The following is a 22653-nucleotide window of genomic DNA, read 5'->3' as shown; positions in this document are numbered from 1 at the left end:
TTGCCCGGTCATTCATTCGGCAGGATTAATTTGCTGCCGGACTCGGATATTGGTATCAGATTAAGCCGTTCGTTTGGCGACACATTAGGTTTGTGCAGCGCGCAGATCAGCCTTCCATCAAAATCACGAAAGAGCATACCGTGGCCGCCGTCTGCTTCAAACAATGGCTTCGCCAACTGCTTCCAAGGACCTTGTATTTTTCCGGATTCGGACTGCGCAATTCCCATCGCATACCCGTTTTTTCCAAAGCTCGACCAGATCATCAGCAGAGTGCCATCAGCCGTACGGTATACAAATGGGCCATCAGTGACCATATCCTTGGTGTGGGAATCCGATCCCGAGACACTTTTTGTCCATAGCGCGTCAGATGCCTTAAACAGCAGCACAGGTCTGCCAGCCGCCTCTTTTAGGTCCTCAGTAAGTGGCAGTGCCCATATTTCACCGTCGCTTACCTGAAGCCACTCATGGCAGAAGACGATCCATGGCTTCCCAGCATCATCAACGAAAAACGTGCCGTCAAGGCATTCCCATTCCTGCGGAGTGATCGGCTTGTCGGTCAAAGGCTTGAACGGGCCGAGCGGCTTCTCTGATACCAAAATCTGCGTAGCACGGCAGTGGTTATCAGACTTGAAACTGGCAAACATATAATATTTGCCCTGATACTTATGGACTTCAGGCGCCCAGTAGTCTTTATCTGCCCAGAACTTGCCGTCTGTCCTGAAGATGACAACCGGCCCTGTCCAGTGCTTTAATTCTATGCTGAAGTATGCCCCAATAGTTCGCTCTTCTTTGGTCAGCATGGTGCCATATAGGTAATATCTGCGTTCTTCAGGCACGGGCAACACGAACGGGTCCCTGACTTGAAACTCAGATGATGCGACTGTCTCTTTCACTTCAGAACACACCCCAACATCAAACCAAAAATAAAATACTAAATATAAAATACTAAATATAAAATCAGAAATGGCTCCAGCCATGAGGCATAGGCTGCCTGTCTCCACTTGAGGATACCAGTGCAACCCCGCTTTCGTCAACCACTTCGCCTATCACAGCCGCGCTCGATCCTGCAGATTTGATCGCGTTGATTACCGTATCGGCGTCCATGGATGCGCAGGTGAGGAGCAGTTCATAGTCCTCGCCGCCGCTTGCGGCCAGAGTGCCAGGGTCAGTATCCAACCGAGCAGCCGCAATATGCAGCATTTCAGAGGTGGGGAGCTTTTCGGCAAAGACTTTAGCCCCAATACCGGACGCCTCGCACAGCTTCGCAAGGTCTGATGACAGCCCGTCGCTCAGGTCCATCATTGAGCGGACCACACTCGTCTCGACAGCTGCGCGAGCCTCATATACCCTGGGCTCTGGTTTGAGATGTCTTTCGACCAGAAACTCGCTTATCCGTCTGGCTTCGTCCATGCCATACTTGAGAAGCAACTGCAACCCTGCCAGAGAGTCGCCGAGAGTATTGGTAACGATAATCGAGTCACCAACCTTAGCGCCGCTTCTTCTGGCAGCTTTGTCTTGCTCGACAGTCCCAAGCTGCGTGACGTTGATGACAATCCCGCATTCGCTTCCGACAGTGTCCCCGCCCGCGATCACGCTTCCGAATGCATTGGAGACGTCATACATACCCTCATAGATCTTCTCGACCAGCGCTACATCCACATCCGGCAGACCTATAGAGACGAAAGAGTAAGTAGGATTCCCGCCCATCGCCGCCACATCGCTGATATTGACAGCCACGCTCTTCCAACCCAGCAGATACGCCTCGTTAATATCCATCCGAAAGTGAGTCTTTTCGACCAGCAGATCAGTTGTGACGATCATATACGACTCGCCGCATCGAATTAACGCCGCGTCGTCACCTATTGCCAGAGCGAGGTTGGCATCGGTCACCGCGCCGAATTTGTCTCTTATTAAATTAATAAGGGCGGCCTCGCCGCCCAGTTGAGATATTTTCATCAGCGGTCAGTAAAATTATCCTGTCGTGGAGTCATTTCGAGCCCCCAGTGGGGGTTGCCCACTTGTTTCGATTAGAAAAACGTTTGGATGCGAACCCTTTGTTTGTCGTCAGCACATAGACGTTTTCTTAGGAGCGTAGCGAGAAATCTGCTGTTGAAACGCTTGAAAAGCAGATTCCTCACATTCGTTCGGAATGACATTGTGTGTAATTGGCAAAATTGAAAAAATGAGCATCTGCAGCATCAAGAAACTGTCTCGGTGTCCATTCGCTAACAGTCGATTCAGGATCAACAGTTGCAGCCGTAACTGCAAGAACAAGATATGGCTCAAGCGGCAGATGATCGTGCACCTTAATCGGATGCACGCCATCATATGCAGCCAGGCCGTCTTCTATTATACGATGCCCATCGAAATATAGACGTGCACCCGGCGTATATGGTGTATCCTCTTCCGTGAATATCCTGCCGACTTTTCTTGACGCCACCACATTCTCGGGCCCGATATAACCCGGCACACCGAGCATAACGTACTCAGCATAGTCACTCGGTTCTCCAAGTTCCATCATTCCGAGTGCGAGCACATTCCCACCTTCTCTGTTCAATCGTGCCAGCGACCGCAGCTCGCCGCATTTCTTAATGCTTTCCCAAGCCTGCAGATCGGTTGAATGCACAAGCCATCTTGATTCTTCGTGTGTGATGAAGCTTCCCTCAGGATGTTCAGCCAAGACGCGCTCGACGAGAGAATCTACGTCAATATTATCCGGGCAAGCCATAATCACTTGCCTGCCGTGCTGAGGTTCGTAGCGCAGAAAATCCGCAAGCCTGGCCTCTATTCTATCCACATTTGGTCCGAACCGCATATGAAAAAGGCCGCTCTTGGCCTTGCCATGCACAAACTCTCGGTCGAGGTCATTTTCGATCTGAAAGCAGCTCCAGCCATTGTAGCTGCCGTCTTGTGAGAATGGGTTGGGAGAGTCTGCAGTCCAGCCTGATGGTGCAATGTGGTAGGTTAGCTTCATCGAACTATTCCTGGGGTTTATCCCGTGATTTTATCAATAGCATCCTGAGTAATAGGCTCAAAAGCCTTCTGCCCAGTGACCTCTTCAAACGCCTTGCACGCAGGGCAGACTTTACGGTCTACGAGCTTTACGAATAGATATGCAAGCCCTCGCTGGTTCTTGCGTCCACTCCTGCAGATCGGACACTCCAGGCACATCTTTGCTTTTGCTTTGAGTTCATCATTAGTCATGCTTATTGCTCCATAGCTCAGCTTATAGATCATGTCATTCCGAGGAACGAGGAATCTGCTATAAACCGCTGAGACGCTGAATAACTGAATCGCTGAAACCTTGCGCCATCGTAATCTTCAGCGTTTCTGACGGTCGTCCCCACCGCTATGCTGCGGAAATGCCGCTGACTCGCAGCCTTATAAATCAAACATAACATCAATTCCCGCAGCTTCACCAACCTTATAACGCATTGCAAGCTTCGGGAACTCACGCTACATATAAATTGTGTTGGTATGCATCAGCGTTGTTCCCGAAGCATAACAGTCAATACTCAATATAAAATCCCAAATCTAAGATTTCTTCAAGTATTCCTCTACGACCTTCATCGCGCACAACTCGCCGCACATAGAGCAGACGTCTTCCGATCCGCCGGAGCGCTGGTCACGCAGTTCCTTCGCGCGCACCGGGTCGATTGCAAGCTCTATCTGCTTGTTCCAGTCACGAGCCTTGCGCGCCTTACTCATCGCAAGATCCCACTCCTTAGCGCCTGGTATGCCCTTAACCAAATCCGCAGCATGTCCTGCGATTCGAGAGGCTATAACGCCGTCCTTCACATCCTTCGCAGTCGGCAAGCCCAGGTGTTCGGATGGAGTGACGTAGCAAAGGAAATCTGCGCCGTTTGTTGCCGCGATAGCTCCGCCAATTGCCGATGTTATGTGATCATAACCCGGTGCAATGTCGGTTACCAGAGGACCAAGCACATAAAACGGTGCGCCTTCGCAAAGCCGCTTCTGAATGGCCATATTCGCAGCAATCTGATCCAGCGGCACATGCCCCGGCCCCTCGACCATAGTCTGGACGCCGGCCTCCCTGGCGCGCTTGACCAGCTCACCCAGGATAATAAGCTCCTGAATCTGCGCTCTGTCCGTTGCGTCGGCGGTGCATCCCGGCCTGAACCCGTCTCCCAAGCTGAGGGTAATGTCGTAGTCCCGCGCAATCGCAAGCAGATCGTCATATCTCTCATATAGCGGGTTTTCTTTGTCGTTCGCGATGATCCACTTTACCAAAAATGCCCCGCCGCGGCTCACGACATCCGTCACACGCCCCTGATCGCGCAGCCTTTTTATAGACTCTTTTGTGATCCCGCAGTGGACTGTCATAAAGTCCACACCCTGCTTTGCCTGCCGCTCTATTACATCAAGCAGATCGTCCCCTGTGATACGAGTTATGGCTCCGCGCTCTTTCGCGATATTGACAGCCGCCTCATAGATAGGGACCGTCCCAACCGGAACAGGACATTTGTCCAGTATAACTTTGCGGATGCCGGTCAGGTCTCCGCCTGTGGAGAGGTCCATCACAGCATCAGCCCCTGCTTCTATCGCCACGTTGAGCTTGATCAGTTCATCCTTAAGGTCAGGATACGCTGCGGATGTTCCGATATTGGCGTTCACTTTGGTCCTTAGGCCCAGCCCTACGCCCCTTGGTGACGCAAAATCACGTCTTGCATTCTTTGGAATACAAATTTTCCCCTCCGCGATGCGCCGAACAAGCAAGTCTATATTAATCCGCTCATCCCTTGCCACCAGTTCCATCTCAGGGGTTATCTTGCCCTTTCGGGCTGCTTCCAATTGTGTCAATATTCTACCTCAACTGAAGCAACAGATCACGGGCAACAGGTAACAGAAAGAGGTTAGCTCGGTCTGTTGCCTGTTCCCTATTACCTGTTACCTTGCATCTTTACCATCCTACAAATTTTGTAAATTCTTTAGCTAAGTCAGATGTTGCAGCGACCATATCGTCCGCGCAGACGACAGCCGACACTACTGCCGCGCATGCCGCCCCATTTGCCGCAACCGAACCGATATTTTCGAGAGATATCCCGCCAATTGCGATCACCGGGATCGATACTTCATGACAAACTTTTCGGAGCGTCTCAAGGCCTGAAACGGGTCCAGCGTCGAGCTTGGTTGTAGTCGTAAAGATCGGACCGAACCCTACGTAATCCGCGCCGTCTTCCTGCGCCTGTTTCGCCTGTTCAATGCTGTCCGCCGATACGCCGATGATCACTTTTTCGCCAAGCAGTCCCCGCGCAATATCCACCGGCAGATCATTCTGGCCGATGTTCACGCCGTCTGCACCTACCGCCGCGGCGACATCGAGCCTGTCGTTGACGAAAAACATCACGCCTGCCGCCTCCGTGATATCTCTGACCTCAAGCGCGGCTTCATAAAACTCACGGTCCGAGGCGTGCTTATCCCTGATCTGAATAAATCTGGCTCCACCTTCGACTGCTGCCCGGGCGATCTGTGCATGCGTGCGTCCGGGTTGGAGCTGCGAATCTGTTATAACGTAGAGTCCTGATAATTGTCCAACCAATACTAAGTCCTCAAAAACACGAAAAGCCGCCAATCCCGGGAGACGGGACTCGCGGCTGCAAAGGTTCCATCTCCGCTTCCCTTCGTCGGCATTACCCGATCTCAGGTTCCAAGGGTTAGCCCATATGAGCTTCTCAGCCTCAAAAATTAAGGCACCCCCAGCGGCTCTCCGCTCTAGCGGTCAAATCAAGTTTACCACTCGATAAATGCCCTGTCAAACCATTTGACACATCCGCATGCCCGGGCTAGCATGATTACGGAGCAAATGAAATGAGAGTAACGTTTCTGGGCACAGGTACTTCGCACGGAGTCCCCATGATCGGCTGTGATTGCCCCGTCTGCACGTCGGCTAATCCGCATAATAAGCGGACTCGCTCGTCCGTGTTTGTGGAGTCCGATGGAGTCAATATTCTGATCGACACAGGTCCCGACATGCGTGCGCAGGTTTTGAGAGAGAACATCCGCCGTGTAGATGCGGTTCTCCTCACTCACGCTCATGCAGATCACATCTTCGGTCTGGATGACATACGCCGCTTCAATGATATCTCAGGCAAACCCATGCCCTGCTTTGGCTCAGGCAGGACGCTGGAGTGTGTGCGCAGAGCCTTTCAATATGTGTTTGTGCCGACCCAAATTGGCGGCGGCAAACCTCAACTCGATCTGGTCGAACTCGACGGTCCTTTTGACGATATGGGGGTAGGCGTAACGCCCGTTCCGATCTTTCACGGTGAGTTGTCGATTTACGGCTATCGAATAGGTGACTTCGGCTACATAACAGACTGCAGCCGCATCCCCGCATCCTCGGAAGAACTGCTGAGAGGTCTGGATACGCTCGTGCTGGGCGTTATCCGTCATGAGCCGCACGAGACACATTTTTGCGTAAGCGAAGCGCTCTCCATTATATGCAAACTCAAACCCCGCCGGGCATTTTTCACTCACATAGCTCATCGTCTGGAGCACGACCAAACCAACCGTGCACTCCCACCCGATGTGCAGTTAGCCTATGACGGGCTGAAGATAGAAATCTAACTTCTTACCTCTTACTTCTGATTTGCAGGAGTCCGAGGTTTGATTCTATAATATGTCCAGAGATGACAGGCAAAGATTGCCGCACACGGAAATATATGTCCATTGATTGATTTGGGCAGGCGGCTTGGAGGAAATATGGAAGATTCAGTTGACTGCAGGCAGTTTTGCGAGAAGGTTCTCAGTCAGGCAAAGAAGCTGGGAGCGGACTATGCCGATATGCGCATTGTCCGTCGTGACAATGAGTCGATAAGCCTGAGAACAGGCAAAGTTGAAGGCTTAAACCAGTCATCGAGCTACGGGTTCAATGTGCGGGTTCTGCTCGATGGAGCGTGGGGATTTGCATCCAGTCCCATCGTGACCGATGAGGCAGGCGGAAGGATCGCTGAAGAAGCGGTGCGTATCGCTCGTGCGTCTGCGCGGGTGAAGATAAAAGATGTAAAGCTTGCGCCCGTGGAGGTTCACGAAGGATCGTTTAAGACCGATTGGAAGATTAACCCGTTTGACGTTTCGCTTGATGAGAAGATAGCTTACCTTAAGGATGCCGATGAGGTTCTCAGGCAGGATCCCAAGGTTAAGGTAACTGATAGTTTTATGGAGTTTTTTAAGTTCGATCAGGTCTTCGCGAGCACTGAAGGCGCATATATTGAGCAGACAAGGATCGAGAGCGGCGCGGGAATCTCCGCTACGGCGATAGAGAACTCCGAAGTACAGACCAGGTCTTATCCGGGCGCATTCGGAGGCGATTACGCCGCAGAGGGCTATGAGTTCGTGCAGTCGCTTGAAATGCTCGAACATGCCCAGGAAGTAAGAAGTGAGGCTGTGGCGCTGCTCGATGCTCCTGTATGCCCCGCAGGACCTAAGTCGTTGATACTTCAGGGTTCGATCCTTGCGCTCCAGGTGCATGAATCATGCGGCCACCCGGTGGAGCTTGATCGTGTATTCGGAATGGAATCGTCATTTGCCGGAACAAGCTTTCTTACACCTGAAAAGCTCAATTGCTTCCGCTATGGTTCCGATCTGGTCAATATGACCGCCGATGCTACAATACCCGGCGGTCTCGGTTCTTTCAGCTTTGACGACGAGGGAGTTCCGGGCCAGTGTTTCAATGTAGTTGAGGACGGTATCTTCAAAGGATATCTTAGTTCCAGAGAGACTGCTATCCAGCTCGGTCAGCGAAGCACAGGCGCTATGCGCTCAGTCAATTGGAACTATATGCCCATCATCAGGATGACGAATGTCAGTCTGATGCCGGGTGACTGGTCTTTCGATGAACTGATAGCCGACACTCCCGACGGCATCTACGCCGCCGACGTCAAGAGCTGGAGCATCGACGACAAGCGCCTGAACTTCCTGTTCGGCACTGAGATCGCGTGGGAGATCAAGGACGGCTCGCTCGGGCGGATCCTCAAGAACCCGATATATTCTGGTATGACCCCGGAGTTCTGGGGCTCGTGTGATGCGATCTGCGGCCAGGACGACTGGCATCTGTATGGAGTGCCCAATTGCGGTAAGGGCGAACCTGCGCAGCTCGCTCATGTTGGAAATGGAGCTGCTCCGTCAAGGTTTACCGACGTAAGAATGGGAGGTGCGAAATGAAATTACTTGGTCAGGATAAATTAAGATCGTTGATGCAGATCGCATTGAGCCATTCTAGCGCGGACCAGACAGAGGTCAGCATCCGCACAGGAACGTCAGCTCTGACTCGTTTTGCAAACTCCACGATCCACCAGAATATGGGCTTTGAGAATGTCGGCATCGGGGTACGCGCGGTCTTCGGCAAGAAGGTAGCCTCCTGCAGCGGAAATGATATCAGCGAGCAGGGGATTCGTGACCTTGTGGATAAAGCCATCGCAATGGTTCATCATCAGGACGAGAACCCTGATTTTGTCTCTCTTCCCGAGCCTGTGGAACGTATTCCCGAGGTCGAGTCATACTTCCGGAGCACTGCAGATATGACGCCCGAGGATAGAGCTAATGCTGTTCGTCAGATTGTAATCGAATCCGACCGCATTGGTGGGACTGCAGCCGGTTCATACAATGTGAGCGCATCTGAGCACGGCGTTATGAACAGCCTTGGTGTCGATTCATATTATCAAGGCACTGATGCGCGGCTCACGTGTGTTGTGACCGGTCCCGACGGCGGTTTCGGTTATGCACAGGGTCATTTCATGGACAGTTCAAAGATTCAACCGGGAGCGATAGGTGCAGAAGCTTCAGCGAGAGCCTACGAGAGTCGTAATCCGGTGGATGTTCCTCCGGGCGATTATGAGTGTATTATGCTGCCTTACGCGGTCTGCGATATGCTTTATGATTTTCGTTATGCAGGCATGGGCGCTATGTCATATCAGGAAGGCCATTCCTTCATGTGTGGCAAGATGGGTCAAAAGATTGTCAGCGACAAAATAAGCATTTGGGATGATGGTCGTGATCCGCGAACAATAGCAGCGCCGTTTGATAGCGAAGGCGTTGCAAAGCAGCATGTAGACATCATCAGAAACGGTGTGGCAAGCGGAGTGCTCTACGGTTCATATACAGCTCATCGCGAAGGCAAGAAGTCGACAGGTCATTCCGGCGGTATCAATCTGATAATGGGTCCTGGTGATGCAACCATTCCTGAGATGATCGCATCCACCAAACGCGGAATCATGATGACGCGCTTCCACTATGCAAATATAACCCATCTGATGACTGCTGCCGTTTCGGGTATGACACGTGATGGTACATTTTTGATTGAGGACGGCAAGATAGTCGCGCCGGTCAAAAATTTGAGGTTCAATCAGAGTATTGTCGAGGCTCTGGCCAAAGTCGAGATGGTGGGCAAAGACCTCATCCTCGACGACGGTATTCTTGCTCCGGCAATCAAGACGGGCAAGTTCACGTTCCTCAGCGGGACTGCGTTCTAAAACAATGTTGCGAGTTCCGAGTTGTGCGTTATGAGTTACTGCCATGATGGTCGGGGGTATACCTGCCTCCGACCCGTCTATAATACGTGTTGACACGTGTTGACTTTGTGGTATAATCCATATGTAGAATGAGGAAGCCGGACAATGAAATTGATGACTCCAAGGCAAGTCATCAGGCTGCTGAAGAAGAATGGGTGGCACGAAATCCCGGCTGTTGGAGGTCACAGACAGTTCGAGCACTCCAATTATCCGAACAAGATTACCGTGCCTTTCCATAACAACGACTTGAAACCTAAGACATTGGCAAGCATTCTCAAACAAGCAGGGCTGCTGGATTAACAATATCCAGCTTGTCTGCATGGAGAGCACGCTGTGAAAAGAAATGATCACTATGTTTATCCGGCTGTTTTCGATTATTCGGATGACGGCATTACGATTACTTTTCCCGATCTGCCCGGCTGTATATCAGAAGCTGATACGGATTTTGACGCAATGCGAATGGCGCGGGATGCATTGGGATCCAGACTCTATGCCGATTTGCAGGATGGCACCCCGATACCCGAACCAACAAAACTTATGGATGTCGAGCTTGGATCAGATCAGCGTGCGGTTCTGATAGATGTGGATATGGAGCTGATACGCAGGCGGATTAAGCCTGTATATGTCAAGAAGACACTTACCATACCGGAATGGCTGAACAAGAAAGCGTCTGAAAAAGGAATTAACTTTTCCCAACTCCTCCAGGAAGCGTTGAGAGAAAAGCTGGGAACTCCTTAATCTGGACTACCGACAGCAGGGGAGGCTCGGATGGAAAAGATAGACCTTCAGGGGCAGCCTTTAGACCTCGATCTGACAATGACCTGCGGGCAGGCATTTCGATGGCGCAAACGCGGTGGCGTTTGGGCAGGTGTAGTCAGAGATAAGCTGGTCGAGCTTGAGGTGAAGGATGGTTGTTTGCTATGGAGGACTCATCCGCATTCCGACAAGCCTCTGGTTGAGGACTATCTCCGCCTCAATGATGATGTAAACGCCATCTATGCTGCTTTGGGCAAGTCGGACCCTCATCTGGCTGAACTTACGAATAAGTTCCGGGGTCTACGTCTCTTTCGTCAGGACCCGACAGAGGCTCTTTTCTCATTTGTCTGTTCTGCCGCCAATAACATCCCGAGGATTATGAACGCCGTGGAGACTCTTGCAGTTACATACGGCGATCTGGTCTGCGAAGTCGGAGGCTCGTGCTATTATGCGTTTCCGACCCCTGAGACGATTGCAAATGCTGATCCAGCAGTGCTTCATAATAACAAAGCTCTCGGCTTCAGAGGTCGCCTTGTCAGGAATGTGGCTCTGGAGATAATCAAGCGGGGTGACGGCTGGCTCTCCTCACTTCGAGATATGCATTATCCCGATGACAAGCGTGCTTTGCTGGATCTGCCAGGGGTAGGCCCAAAGATAGCTGATTGTGTCTGCCTGTTTTCTTTGGATAAGGACGAGGCTGTGCCTGTCGATACGCACGTTCGTCAACTTGCCCACAAGCTGTTTCTGCCCGAGTTGAAGGCCAAGACCATCACAGATAATGTGTACAAATGCATATCCTGCACATTCGGCAGCCGATACGGCAAATATGCAGGCTGGGCGCAGCAGTTTTTATTCTACGAAGACCTGACCAAATAACCGCCAAATACTCAATACTCAATACTAAGTAATAATTCTCATGAACTCAACCCTACCAAAATTGCCCCTAGAACTATCAGCAATATTCCCACGGCACGCACTATACCAAGCTTCTCTTTCATAACAAAAGCCGCATATGCGCTGGCGATGAGGTAGCTCAGAGCCGTAAGTGGGTTTGCCACACTGACGTCTATCCATCCGAGCGCCGCCACGTATGACCCGAAGTAAATCGCCATTGATACTACTCCAAGGATCACCAGAGGCCGCGAAAAGACGAGTTTGGCTACTTTCGGCAAGTCCTTGATGTGGCGGATGCTTACAGCGCCATTTTCCTGCATGCCTTTACTCATAAGGATGTCGCCGATTGCGCCGAACAGTATTGCCAGCCCGAGAGCAATTCCAACTCTAAGCATTTAAGTCCTCACCACAAGCGCAATTCCCGTTGCCACAAGCAGGCTCCCCGCCCAGCGCATAGGCGAGACATCCTCGCCAAGCAGGAAAAACGCCAAGATTGTTACAAGCACATAGTCAGCAGCAGTCAGCGGCAGCACATAACTGAGTTCTTCCCACGAGAGTGATGTAAGATAGAGTATAAAAAACAGCACCAGCAGCAGCACTCCGATCCATACAAACGGATTGGTAGCCGCGCAGACAAAATGACTGTATATGCAAGCATGTTTTGTCGCCTCCACAGCGCGCATTCCGTAGCGAATGGATATATCTCCGAATGCTCCGAATATAACAGCGAAGAACATCGCGATGAGCACCTTTATTTTGTTTCTGCTGAGCCTTGATATACGCATCTTATCTCTTTGTGGCGCGGCTTTCTCTAGAGTTTTTTGATCCAACTCATATCCTCCAGAACGGACTTAGCCGCCTCAAATGTGTTTGTGTTGAAAAGACGCGCAGCAGCCTTGCCCGGACAGCCATGAAAAAGACTGCATTTGGCGTCGAAAATAGCCATGCCGACTTCATGGAGCACGCTTGCATCTCTGTAACAGTCGATCATGCACCGCGTGCAGCCGTCACGTACAAGTTTTGATGAATCAAAGTCGAATATCGAGCACATACGCTCCGGCCATGCGTGACACCGATACATATCCAGGTTCCAGTCCAGATAGAAATATTTCAATCCTGCAAGGCAAGGAAAGCGTTGCTTTTCACCTCTGATAAACCTCTGCATTTCTCTTAGCGAGGCAGTCGGGTTCACCACTCGAAATCTCCGCTTCATCTTAATTACGTTCTCGAATGCGTCCACAAGCTCATCGTCCGTATAATCTAACAGATCGGAGTCCGAGTAGCTGCGAAAGCTCGATCCAAGACTTTTTAGCGGATATGAGAATGTCACCTGGCGAAAGTTGAGCGATTCCAGAAAGTCAGGCAGCCTGGAGAGGTCTCCGAGCAATTTGCTCAGCGTCACCGATGCAGTGGTCTCTACGCCTGCATCATGCAAAATGATATTTGCATATGCGATTCGAGAGCAGAGCCCATCAATGCCTCTATTTTGTTCATGCGCTTCGACAGACGGCGCGTCCACCGATATGATCGCACTGTCCAGACCCGCTTCGACATATTCACTTATCCTGTCCCCCGATAGCACCGAGCCATTGGTGCAGATGATTGTTTTCATACCATGTGATTTCGCGTGCGTGATCATATCGGCAAGGCTGGGGTGGATTGTAGGCTCACCGCCAATGTAGGCGATATATCTTATGCCGTTTCGAGCCAATATATTTTGCGCCGCCACGGCGTTTTCCAGCGAGACATATGTGCGTTTCATGCTCATATCGACTCTGAAGTTGCAGAATTTGCATGCCGCGTTGCAGGCATCCGTAATTGCGAACTGGCAGAATCCCGGTCCGCCGTTTTTCATTACCTGTTTGAATGTAGACTCGTTTTTTTGCGCACTGTTGCGATGCTGTTTCAGGAACCCAAGAAACTCTTTTCCCTCGCGCAGTCTTCTCTTTCTGACCTCACTGTCTTTAGCCATCTGCAGCGCTATTCGAGCCATCACCTTCGGCCTGAAATAAAACCGCTTGTAGAGCCGGTCAACGCCTTCACTGATTTCATCGGCTGATATGTTTTCATAATGCATCGGGCAGACCTGCGTCCCGTCCTGCGAAACCAGCTCAGAAGGCGCAAGCCAGCCATTGGATACCGCTTGATCGTAAAACTCTGTACCGGGGTAGGGTGCCGCAATAGAGACCTGTATTGTGTCGGGGCCAAGCTCGCATGCATAGCGAATAGTCTGCTCGATTGTCTGCTTCGTCTCACCCGGCAGTCCCAGACAAAACGTTCCGTGAATAGCGATATCAAGGGACTTGCAGTCTTTAGTGAACCTGCGAGCCATGTCGGTGCTTATTCCCTTGCGAACGTTTTTGAGAATATCATCGCTGCCTGATTCATACCCCACCATCAGCAGCCGCAACCCGGATTCCTTAAGCGCTTTTAGTGTATCGTAAGGCACATTAGCTCGGCTGCTTGTCGACCACATGATCCCAAGCGAACCGAGCAGCTTTGCAGTCTCTTCCGCTCTCCCGGTATTGGCGGTAAAAGTGTCATCGTCTATGAAAAACTCCTTTACCTGCGGAAACATGTCTTTTGCTCTGGCCAGTTCCTTACACACTGATCGTGGACTGCGAACCCGATATTCATGGCCCGATATAGTCTGCGGCCACAGACAATAAGTGCATCGCCCGGGGCAGCCTCTGCCCGTGTATATCGATAGATATGGGTGCATCAGATACCCGATATAGTAGTTTTCTACAGTAAGGTCGCGCTTGTAGATATCTATAACGGAGGGCAGCGCGTCCAGATCTCTAATAAGCTCTGAATCACTGTTATGGCGGATATCGGTCCCATCTCGCCAACTGATCCCATTTATCGCCCTGAGCGGCTGTCCTTGCGATATCTGCTGGACAGCAATCTCGAACTCGCGCCTGACCACGAAGTCAACCGCCTTAGCCGAGCTCAAAGATTCCTCAGCCAGCACACTTACATGCGGGCCAACAAACCCAATCACAGCATCGGGGTAGCATTGCTTTATTTTATCAGCCAGACGAGAGTCATTGGCAAATGACGGTGTGCTTGTGTAGATAATAATAAGGTCATAGTCAGCGCAAATATTCAGGACCTGCTCGACAGTCAAATCATCCGCCGGCGCATCAATAACTCTTCCGTATTCGACAAGCGCAGCCGCCTGAGCGAGCCATGTGGGATACCAGAATGATTTTATTTCTCTTTTTGCCTGATATCTTGAACCGGCGCCGCCGTCGAAACCTTGAAAAGATGGAGGATTGAGAAAGAGTGTTTTCATACTGCTTCATATTTGCCCCTCGCAGATCGGCTCTAAACAGGTAGGTAGTTGACATATGCTCGGAGGTGTTTAGTTTGAAATCGAGTTTAGATTAATTCAAATCTCGAAGGATTTTGCTGCTGCGGGGTATAAGGAAATAGTGCTCGGCAAGTGATCATCCGAGCCGTCAGTGATTTTGGCCGATTTGGAGGCTCTGGATGCATAAGGGCGATTTGACTGGTCGCATAATAGGTATGCTTGTTTTTCTTGCCGGGGTGGCTATACTGGTTTTTGTGTTTATTGCGGCATATCGGTATTTCAACTCAAATGCTATAATTCTCAAACCTACAGTGCCTGTCTCAGCGACGCAGACCACCACCAACCGCTTGGGGGAGTCAGTAGTATTGCTTATGGGCAGGATCTGCCTGCTTATCGTAATGGCCATAGCGGGCTCTCAGGTTGCAAGCAGAGGCATTCAACTGTATTTTGCAGCTACAGGTTGTAGAATGTTGCCTGCGCCTGAAGTTCCCCCCGAAGCAGTTTAATGACCCTTCAACCAGTGAGGGGACGCTGATCAAAGGGCCGCATTTTTTTGTTTGTGGTGGACGTGGAGTCCACATTTACTTATTACCCCTCAATGCCTTGCGACTTTGCCTGAATGTTGATTCAGTCGAACAGGCCCAATGTCTGTTGTCCTGCAGCCTCCGCTTGCTTCTTTGCTGATGGTTTGGGGAACAGCACATCAAAGTCTTCACCAAATGCTTCCCTGAGGCGGCTTGCGAACTTATAGAGTTTTTCCAGCAAATATTGCCTGTCCTCGTCGCCCGAGTAGTCACCCGCAAGCCCGATTGAGCCGTCATTTTTCTGGTAAATACTCACGTATTGTCCGACCTTTGTCCCCTTTGCGGCTTGTGCGATCCGCCTCTTGCCGGTGGAGTGGAAAGTCTTCTCAGTGATCCTCTCGCGCCGGGCGAATTTATCTATTCCCAGTTGACCATTGTTGATCTGTTCGGAGAGCGATTTGTAGAGTTCGCCCGCTTTTTCTTTCTCACCGCGCAGCAGATATTCAGCAGCGCTTGATATGAAGTCCAATCCAAACGGCTCATCCGCGCGCGACCTCAGCGCCGAACCTCTGAACGTCTTCCTGCCGTCATAAGACTCCAGCACATAGTTTTTGATCTTGACTGAAATCATGGCTTTATAGCGCCCGTCGTGCGCCAACCTTATGCCTACAGGCAGCGCCGAGCCTATACGTTCTATATAGTCAATCTCTTTTTCTTCGGAATCGATCTCGCCGGGCGGGCTGAAATAGACTCCATCGGTGTCCACTTCCACCACCAAGCTTCCAGCTTTTTCCAGTTCTTCTACTATCTGCTTGACCAGCCTCTGGCCTGTAGTTGTGACTTTCGCCGCGGCCTCATAGTCGTTGAAGTTGAAAGGTCCGGCCAGGTAGCCGTAGAATGAATTGATCAGGATTTTGAACGCGCTCTGCAGTCCATCCCAGTATTCATGCTCACGGCCTTGAGTTTCTTTGGCCTTTCGCTTTGCGGCCAGTCTCCTCTGCACCAGGTTCGCGAGAGCGGGCAGAAATATATCGAGCGTGTCGTTTTTCGGCTTGATCTTATGTGTGAGCATAATGCTCGGGTACAGGCTCTCCACGTCGCACTTTACGATTCGCTCAATTACGCCTGTCGTGCGCACCTCGGTATAACCGCCCGGCAGCGTTTTTTGTTCAGTCTGCTCCGGGATCGCACGGCCTTTGCTGAGGTAATGGCGAATGAAGATCGAATTGATCTTTTCGCCGGTGCCGGATGTTGCGGCGTGGCCATATGTGTCCGGCACCATCTGAGTCAGATAAAACTCATATGGGCAGACTATACCCGCCAGCAGATCGGTCTCCCTGACATCCTGCAGCGTGTATTTCTTCACTCGTTCAGGATTATCCAGCCATTCCTGCGCTATCCGGTCGTGAGGGATAATCTCTCTGTCATCTTCCGCAATGCCGAGAGCCTTCGCAGCGGCCTTGAGCGAATAACTTGACAGACTCGCGCGGGATACGTCCCACCTCTGCACGGCCAGAAGTGTATCGATTATGTGCCTGCCATGGATATGAGCCGGTGTGAACGGTCTGGAGTAGTAGCCTATCGCGCACTGCTGCTTTTGGCTGAAGGTGACCTCAGTGCCGTCGCGTCCGAATGCCAGCCTGACGCCTCTATACTTTGCGCGAGCCGCAAGGTAAGCAAGATCGAAGTCGTATATATTGTGGCCCTCTATTATGTCCGGGTCGCGTTCACGCACACATGAGACCGTATCTCTCAATATTTGCGTTTCATCTCCGGTAATCAGGGTCTCGAAGCCTCGGTTGTCCCGGATCGAGATCATGAATATCTCATTCTCAGGTTTGTCCGGTGTCAGAGCAAGCGTCTCTATGTCGAGCTGTATTCGCACGGCATCATCAAATGCCATACCCTTAAAGAGCGTCTGGCCGGTCCTGGTCAAATACTGCTTTGCGGAGTTGGGAATGGCGATGTGCAGAGCGTGTGCGTCACGCAGCCAATATCGTGCGGCATTATATGCGCTGCTGCTGTCGAACTCGGCGAGGAATCTATAGCCGTTGCCCTCAAGCTCGGTCCACTGCGCGTCTGCTACCTGATGCTTTTCGGTCGTGAGGATCCAGCGTTTGAACGGCGCTTCCTGGGTGACCATCGCGCCTTCCACGCGTCGATATATGACGGCGGTCTCCACTCCGACCTCCACTGCGACTATTCCTTCTGTCGGATCACTGCCGAAAAGGATTTTTTCAACGTTTTCCATAACTCAAATATTATACCATCAGCAACACACATCCGAGCATCCTGGGGCGCGTGTCACAGACCTGTAGGGGTGAAGCATTTGCCAATCAAGTTTGGTTAGCTTCTAAAATCTTGTCGCAAATGTTTCACCCGTGGTAAATGGGTTCGGGCGAAGCATTTGCGTTTGAGATTACAATGCAAAATGGCATTAGTGGGCAAATGCTGTCGCTCATACAATGTGGAGAATTACTTTAGCTGTATTGAAGGATGCTCGGTAATGCGGTGTTTGTTGTGTCCAAGTATTGTTGAATAGTGGGGTTTTGATACAGGCAATGAATAGCAGACCAATCAACCTGGGGATAGTCGGCATCGGACGGGCGACACAATCGATGCATTTGAAAGAGCTTGAGGGCAGGGAATCCAAGTTCAGGATTGCCGCAGCATGCGACATAATTCAGGAGCGGCGTAACATGATGGCCGAGCGTTACGGCTGCTCCGCTTACGAGCGCGTAGAGGACCTCATAGCCGATCCCAAGGTTGAGATGGTGGACATAGCAACTCGCTCTCTTGATCACTTTGCGCATGCAAAGCTGGCTTTGGAAGCCGGCAAATATGTGTTTCTCGAAAAGCCCATGTGTACTACTTATAAAGACGCACTTGCTCTGGCCAAGATAGCCGAATCGACAGGAAACAGGCTCTATATTCGCCACAACAGACGTTTCGAGCCTGCATTTACGCATATTCGAGAGATCATTGCATCGGGAATTCTTGGAGACGTATATCAGATCAAGCTGCAGCGCGCGCAGTATATACGCCGCGGCGATTGGCAGACAATCATCGAGTGCGGTGGGGGGATGCTGCTTAACTGGGGCCCTCACATCATTGACCATGCCCTGCGCCTGCTGGAATCTCCTGTTAAGTCGATGTTCAGTGATCTCAAGAGCATTGCAACCATCGGCAATGCGGAGGACCATATCAAGATTGTGTTTATGGGTGAGAACGGTCGGATGGTGGATATGGAGATATGCTTCGGCGCCGCTTTAGGCCAGGATGTGTATATGGTATGGGGCACGCGCGGGGCTCTTTCAAGTGATGAAGAGACTATAAAACTGCGTTATATAGACGCTAACCAGGAGCTTTCAAACAAGTCCGCGAACCCCGGCACTCCGGATATAGGCGATTACTGTCTGCCCGAAAAGCTCGAATGGGTAGAGCAGACTATTCCCGTCGAGCCGCAGCTCAAGGTCGATATGACTTCAATCTGGGACTACCTATACTCCTCCGTCCGCGAAGGCGCGCCTTTCCCGATTACAATGGATGAGGCTTTGAGCGTGATAAAAGTCATTTCCGACGTGAAAGCCGCCACACAATACCGCAACTAAAACAATAAGAGCCTGCTGCAATACACTTTGCAACAGGCTCCCAAATTTCAATCCTAAATATAAAATACTAAATCTAATATTTCTTGCGTTTTGCGCGCAATATAATGCCGGATGCTCCGACAAGAAGTGTCACAATGCTTGCCGGTTCAGGGACCGGCGGGGTGGTACTATTATTATTTCTTACAGCCACACCACCGATAAGCATAGGGAGAGCTCCTCCGAGCAGCATAAGCGGTTGTGAGAAAGCGAACCCTCCCGCTGCCGGAACTATTGCATTTTGCAATGCAAGTGTCGGAGCCGCGGCAATCGGGACAGCCTGCGGAAGCGCTTCAGCCGCTGCTGCAGCTACTTCGAGGGTTGGAGCCGGAGCCACAGCCCAGTCCGGCGCTGGTGAACCTGTATTTTTCGCAACAGGTTTTGGAGCAGGCGGCAGTTTGGTCCCCAGTGGGTTACCGCAGCGCCACTCAAGCAGCGGACGTCCGTTGGGCCCGACAAATACTTTGCTTCCGGTTTTTAGAACTCGCTGCTTTTGCTTTATGACATTGCCGTTGGATATGAAATAGACGGTAGTCACATAAGGTTTGTCCAGTGTTTTTATACTGATGTTTTCAAAGAAATATTTGCCCAACTTGTCGGGAGAAATACCGTAGTGCCTGGCATACCGCGCTGCAACCCGTTTATTGGATAATATCTGCTTGACGAACGAATCAACGCTGTCTGCTTTATATACCAGGAATGAGCCGGGATCAGTCCTGGTTGCTGCAACCGCGGCTGTGCCCAACACCGCTGCCGACAGCGTTAAGATAAGAGCTATGACTATTGTCTTTGTTCTTTTCAATTTGGCATATCTCCACTTGTGATATAAGGCGCAGCGCACCCGGTCCTTTCATTCAAGTATATTGATTGCAAGAAACGTGCCAAAACTAATTTTGCTGGTTGGTAGTTTTATATTTATGTGTCCTGGGTATAGATTGACTTTTTAGGCCATTGGGTGATTAAATTTAATAGGTGCGGCGATGTGTAGCTGACCGGAGTTCGGGGGAGTATTATTTGGAATATGGAATCTAGCAAGATTGTCAAGTATGGCGATGAGATTCTTCGCAGGCACGCAGATGAAATCGAGGAGTTCAATGACGATATCAGGTCATTGATCGAGATGATGTGTAATGTCCTGGCCGTAAGCCATGGTTATGGTCTGGCCGGGCCTCAAGTGGGCAGATCTCTTCGTCTGTTTGTATATGATATTGGTGAGGGGCTGCATGCTCTTGTCAACCCCGTGATGCTCAGTTCCAGCGGCGAGGAGTGGGGTGTCGAGGGTTGTTTGAGCATACCGGGTTTGCAGGGAGAGGTGCTGCGGGCGACGCATGTTGTCGTAACCGGTATAAATGAAGATGGCAGAAAGGTCAAGATGAAGGCTAACGATCTGTTAGCGCGGGTCTTTCAGCATGAAATGGACCATCTGGATGGGACGATGTTTATTGACCGCGCGGATCCCGATACACTAGAGACAGTGCCGGTCAATGATGATGATGAGTATGAAGAAGACTAACTCGAACACGCATATGCAATACACAGTAAATAATCAATACAAAATATAAAATACTAAATAGGGTGGGGTGTTGGGTTGAAGACAATATTTGCAGGGACAAGCGCATTTGCCGTGCCGTCGCTGGAGAAGCTGATTGCTTCTGCGCATGAGGTGTCGGCAGTGATCACTCAGCCCGACAAACCAAGAGGGCGTGGGCGGCAGATGCTCATTAGTCCCATAAAGGAAGTAGCCCTGGCCCATGGAATTCCTGTTTTGCAGCCCGAGAAGATCAGTGATCCGGACTCGTTTGCATCCATCAAAAGCTATGGTCCGATCGGGGCTATGGTGGTTGTTGCATACGGCCAGAAGATAACACCGGACCTGCTTAATTGGCCCGAACACGGTGTTGTGAATGTTCACGGTTCCATTCTTCCGAAATATAGAGGTGCTGCGCCAATTCAGCATGCCATAATCTCAGGCGAGCGCGAGACAGGCGTTACGACCATGCTGATGGATGAGGGCTGGGACACAGGCGATATCCTGCTTCAAAAAACTCTCGATATCCTGCCGGATGAGACTGCGGGAGAGCTTTCCGTGCGGTTGTCTCTACTTGGAGCCGGTCTTTTGATCGATACCCTGGATGATCTTGAATCCGGAAAAATCAGCTCTGTCGCTCAGGATGATGAACTTGCAAGCCTTGCTCGTTCGCTTTCACGGGATGCAGGCGCCATAGACTGGCGGCATTCTGCAAGTGATGTAGTGAACCTGATCAGAGGCTGCACGCCCAAACCAGGCGCATTTACACGGCTCAACGGGACAATTATAAAGGTCTGGAGTGCTGCTGTCGTCGGTGGTGAATGCGCGACTGGAGAACCTGGTGAAATAATTGATGTGAATCGGGAAGGTATCAAGGTCGCGGCGCAGAGCGGCGCTGTGGTATTGCGCGAGGTCCAGGCGGAATCGAGACAGCGGATGTCCGCTCCAGATTTTGCTCGTGGGATGTCATTGAAACCGGGCGGCCGTTTCGACGAGCGAGTTGTAATGGAAAAGTAACTTGTCAAAGCCAGTTAGTGACCACTGTTTTTACCGGCAATTATTCTTTAGGTTGTTTAGGGTATTGACAGGTTGTGCGCATGCCAATATAATATATCGAGTCTGAGCTTGCGCGGGGGTGAGCGCGAATCCCGGCAGCAGCCGGTCTGTTCCGTTTCTGTGATAAGAAACGGAGGAGAATATGGCTCCCACGGAGCTCTTGGAATCAAAATTTTCGTCGCGGCTTTCGCGGCTGGGCGACGAGCAGATAGTTGAGTTTGCGCGAGAGGGGGACTCCCGTGCGACTGAATATCTGCTGAAGAAGTATAAAGGCTTTGTAGAGGGTAAAGCACGGTCTTATTTCCTTACTGGAGCCGAAGCGGAAGACGTGGTCCAGGAGGGCATGATCGGCCTCTTCAAGGCCATTCGCGACTTTCAGGCTGATAAGCGGGTGCGGTTCTGTTCGTTTGTTGAGTTGTGCGTGACCCGGCAAATTATCACGGCTGTAAAGTCTGCGACAAGGTTTAAGCATGGTGTGCTTAATAATTGTGTCTCGCTGGACGCGCATGGCATTGGTGGTGAGGATGGCGGATGTCTGCTCGATGTAGTGGCTGATGACGGAGTTGCCGATCCTGAGCGTGTTTTGATGCAGCGGCAGACGATAAAGTTTGTGTGCGCTCATGCATCTCGGAACCTTAGCGACCTGGAACGCGGTGTGTTGCAGGGATATATGGGTGGCAGGAGCTATCAACAGATGGCTTGTGCGCTCCGAAAGTCGCCAAAAGTCGTTGATAACGCACTGCAGCGGGCAAAGAGGAAAGTCGGGCGCGCTCTGATGGAGCTAAACTGAGCCGACGTAGCTCAATTGGCAGAGCAGGGGTTTTGTAAACCTCAGGTTGCGGGTTCGAGTCCCATCGTCGGCTCCAATCAAAAAATATTACATACAAAATCTAAAATATAAAATAAAAATTGGGGGGATGCCCGAGTGGCTAAAGGGGGCAGACTGTAAATCTGTTGGCGATGCCTACATTGGTTCGAATCCAATTCCCCCCACCATAGTTTTGAGCGTCCGGCTTCAAGCTAGGGCTTGGCAGCCGGATTTTTAGTGTCGTGTGCCCACATGGCGCAGGGGTAGCGCACCTCTTTGGTAAAGAGGAGGTCATGGGTCCGAATCCCATTGTGGGCTCCATAAATTAGAAAAACGGTTATCAGTTAACGGTTGTCGGTTGATGGTTGCTGATAATCTGCAATCGGTGTATCGGGAATTTATTCCCGATACGATGTAAAGTTTCGGGAACAAGTTCTCGAAACACCAAAATAGTAATTTAGTATATCAGCTTATTCTTGGAGGCAAATAATATGGCAAAGCAGCGGTTTGAGAGGACGAAGCCGCACGTGAACATTGGAACGATAGGTCACGTGGACCATGGCAAGACAACGTTGACTGCCGCGATCACTGCGG

General features: G+C 51.0%; 23 protein-coding genes, 3 tRNA genes and 1 riboswitch. Of the genes, 15 read left to right on the top strand and 11 right to left on the bottom strand.

From position 1 onward, the window contains the following. Window positions 1-8 precede the first annotated feature (8 nt). From ABFD83_03040 to thiE, 6 genes are all read right to left on the bottom strand, one after another. Window positions 9-893, bottom strand: a complete 885-nt coding sequence (locus ABFD83_03040; GenBank protein MEN6356041.1) for a glycoside hydrolase family 43 protein — start codon at window positions 891-893, stop codon at window positions 9-11. Window positions 894-957: 64 nt separating this feature from the next. Beyond that, window positions 958-1956, bottom strand: coding sequence for a thiamine-phosphate kinase (gene thiL / locus ABFD83_03035; protein ID MEN6356040.1), 999 nt, complete (start codon window positions 1954-1956; stop codon window positions 958-960). A gap of 178 nt (window positions 1957-2134) precedes the next feature. Continuing rightward, window positions 2135-2974, bottom strand: coding sequence for a hypothetical protein (locus ABFD83_03030; GenBank protein ID MEN6356039.1), 840 nt, complete (start codon window positions 2972-2974; stop codon window positions 2135-2137). Window positions 2975-2991: 17 nt separating this feature from the next. Next, on the bottom strand, window positions 2992-3204 hold the full coding sequence (locus ABFD83_03025) for a hypothetical protein (protein ID MEN6356038.1): 213 nt from the start codon (window positions 3202-3204) through the stop codon (window positions 2992-2994). 330 nt (window positions 3205-3534) lie between these two features. Further along, window positions 3535-4821: a phosphomethylpyrimidine synthase ThiC gene (thiC, locus tag ABFD83_03020; GenBank protein ID MEN6356037.1), complete on the bottom strand. Its 1287-nt coding sequence runs from the start codon at window positions 4819-4821 to the stop codon at window positions 3535-3537. A gap of 100 nt (window positions 4822-4921) precedes the next feature. Continuing rightward, window positions 4922-5560 (bottom strand): thiamine phosphate synthase, encoded by a 639-nt coding sequence (thiE, locus tag ABFD83_03015; GenBank protein MEN6356036.1) that lies wholly within the window; start codon window positions 5558-5560, stop codon window positions 4922-4924. A 60-nt stretch (window positions 5561-5620) separates the two neighbouring features. Further along, window positions 5621-5729, bottom strand: a riboswitch (TPP riboswitch). A gap of 100 nt (window positions 5730-5829) precedes the next feature. Here thiE and ABFD83_03010 point away from each other — a divergent pair. The 6 genes from ABFD83_03010 to ABFD83_02985 all read left to right on the top strand — a co-directional run bounded on the left by ABFD83_03010 (window position 5830) and on the right by ABFD83_02985 (window position 11162). After that, complete coding sequence (locus tag ABFD83_03010; protein ID MEN6356035.1) at window positions 5830-6588, top strand: MBL fold metallo-hydrolase; 759 nt, start codon at window positions 5830-5832, stop codon at window positions 6586-6588. A 135-nt stretch (window positions 6589-6723) separates the two neighbouring features. Beyond that, the gene (locus ABFD83_03005) at window positions 6724-8184 is read left to right on the top strand and encodes a TldD/PmbA family protein (protein MEN6356034.1); all 1461 of its coding nucleotides are present in this window, start codon (window positions 6724-6726) and stop codon (window positions 8182-8184) included. Further along, on the top strand, window positions 8181-9491 hold the full coding sequence (locus ABFD83_03000) for a TldD/PmbA family protein (GenBank protein ID MEN6356033.1): 1311 nt from the start codon (window positions 8181-8183) through the stop codon (window positions 9489-9491). Before ABFD83_03005 ends, ABFD83_03000 begins: the two co-directional genes overlap by 4 nt. Window positions 9492-9635: 144 nt before the next feature. Further along, window positions 9636-9830, top strand: coding sequence for a type II toxin-antitoxin system HicA family toxin (locus ABFD83_02995; GenBank protein MEN6356032.1), 195 nt, complete (start codon window positions 9636-9638; stop codon window positions 9828-9830). 33 nt (window positions 9831-9863) lie between these two features. Further along, window positions 9864-10268, top strand: a complete 405-nt coding sequence (locus ABFD83_02990) for a type II toxin-antitoxin system HicB family antitoxin (GenBank protein MEN6356031.1) — start codon at window positions 9864-9866, stop codon at window positions 10266-10268. Between the two features lie 30 nt (window positions 10269-10298). Continuing rightward, a complete protein-coding gene (locus ABFD83_02985; protein MEN6356030.1) occupies window positions 10299-11162 on the top strand; it encodes a DNA glycosylase in 864 nt (287 codons plus the stop codon). Between the two features lie 38 nt (window positions 11163-11200). Here the strand turns inward: ABFD83_02985 and ABFD83_02980 are convergent, their stop codons facing one another. Genes ABFD83_02980 through hpnJ form a run of 3 tightly spaced genes read right to left on the bottom strand, consistent with a single transcriptional unit; the run spans window position 11201 to window position 14478 of the window. Continuing rightward, the gene (locus ABFD83_02980; GenBank protein ID MEN6356029.1) at window positions 11201-11575 is read right to left on the bottom strand and encodes an EamA family transporter; all 375 of its coding nucleotides are present in this window, start codon (window positions 11573-11575) and stop codon (window positions 11201-11203) included. Further along, window positions 11576-12010 carry an EamA family transporter gene (locus ABFD83_02975; GenBank protein MEN6356028.1) on the bottom strand — a complete coding sequence of 145 codons (435 nt, stop codon included), beginning with the start codon at window positions 12008-12010 and terminating at the stop codon, window positions 11576-11578. After that, window positions 11992-14478, bottom strand: coding sequence for a hopanoid biosynthesis associated radical SAM protein HpnJ (gene hpnJ / locus ABFD83_02970; protein ID MEN6356027.1), 2487 nt, complete (start codon window positions 14476-14478; stop codon window positions 11992-11994). The genes ABFD83_02975 and hpnJ overlap by 19 nt, the downstream gene beginning before the upstream one ends. A 197-nt stretch (window positions 14479-14675) precedes the next feature. Between hpnJ and ABFD83_02965 the strand changes: the two genes are divergently transcribed. Next, window positions 14676-15002: a hypothetical protein gene (locus ABFD83_02965; protein ID MEN6356026.1), complete on the top strand. Its 327-nt coding sequence runs from the start codon at window positions 14676-14678 to the stop codon at window positions 15000-15002. A 121-nt stretch (window positions 15003-15123) separates the two neighbouring features. Here ABFD83_02965 and ABFD83_02960 read toward each other — a convergent pair whose 3' ends face one another. Then, window positions 15124-17271 carry a 3'-5' exonuclease gene (locus ABFD83_02960; GenBank protein ID MEN6356025.1) on the bottom strand — a complete coding sequence of 716 codons (2148 nt, stop codon included), beginning with the start codon at window positions 17269-17271 and terminating at the stop codon, window positions 15124-15126. Between the two features lie 310 nt (window positions 17272-17581). Between ABFD83_02960 and ABFD83_02955 the strand changes: the two genes are divergently transcribed. Next, a complete protein-coding gene (locus ABFD83_02955) occupies window positions 17582-18631 on the top strand; it encodes a Gfo/Idh/MocA family oxidoreductase (protein ID MEN6356024.1) in 1050 nt (349 codons plus the stop codon). A gap of 73 nt (window positions 18632-18704) precedes the next feature. Here ABFD83_02955 and ABFD83_02950 read toward each other — a convergent pair whose 3' ends face one another. After that, window positions 18705-19469 (bottom strand): PEP-CTERM sorting domain-containing protein, encoded by a 765-nt coding sequence (locus ABFD83_02950; protein ID MEN6356023.1) that lies wholly within the window; start codon window positions 19467-19469, stop codon window positions 18705-18707. A gap of 219 nt (window positions 19470-19688) precedes the next feature. On the opposite strand from ABFD83_02950, the gene def reads away from it, so the two are divergent. The 7 genes from def to ABFD83_02915 all read left to right on the top strand — a co-directional run. Beyond that, complete coding sequence (gene def / locus ABFD83_02945) at window positions 19689-20180, top strand: peptide deformylase (GenBank protein MEN6356022.1); 492 nt, start codon at window positions 19689-19691, stop codon at window positions 20178-20180. Between the two features lie 75 nt (window positions 20181-20255). After that, complete coding sequence (gene fmt, locus ABFD83_02940) at window positions 20256-21212, top strand: methionyl-tRNA formyltransferase (protein MEN6356021.1); 957 nt, start codon at window positions 20256-20258, stop codon at window positions 21210-21212. 181 nt (window positions 21213-21393) lie between these two features. Further along, on the top strand, window positions 21394-22041 hold the full coding sequence (sigH, locus tag ABFD83_02935; protein MEN6356020.1) for an RNA polymerase sporulation sigma factor SigH: 648 nt from the start codon (window positions 21394-21396) through the stop codon (window positions 22039-22041). Beyond that, window positions 22042-22117 (top strand) — tRNA-Thr (locus ABFD83_02930). A gap of 45 nt (window positions 22118-22162) precedes the next feature. Beyond that, a tRNA-Tyr gene (locus ABFD83_02925) sits at window positions 22163-22247 on the top strand. A gap of 58 nt (window positions 22248-22305) precedes the next feature. Next, window positions 22306-22380 (top strand) — tRNA-Thr (locus tag ABFD83_02920). A gap of 170 nt (window positions 22381-22550) precedes the next feature. After that, window positions 22551-22653 (top strand): GTP-binding protein (locus ABFD83_02915; protein MEN6356019.1); only part of this gene is annotated, 103 nt, incomplete at its 3' end.

The organism is Armatimonadota bacterium (assembly GCA_039679645.1).
Classification (GTDB): domain Bacteria; phylum Armatimonadota; class UBA5829; order UBA5829; family UBA5829; genus UBA5829.
Note: the sequence above shows the minus strand (reverse complement) of the source record. Positions and strands in the feature narration are given on the sequence as shown.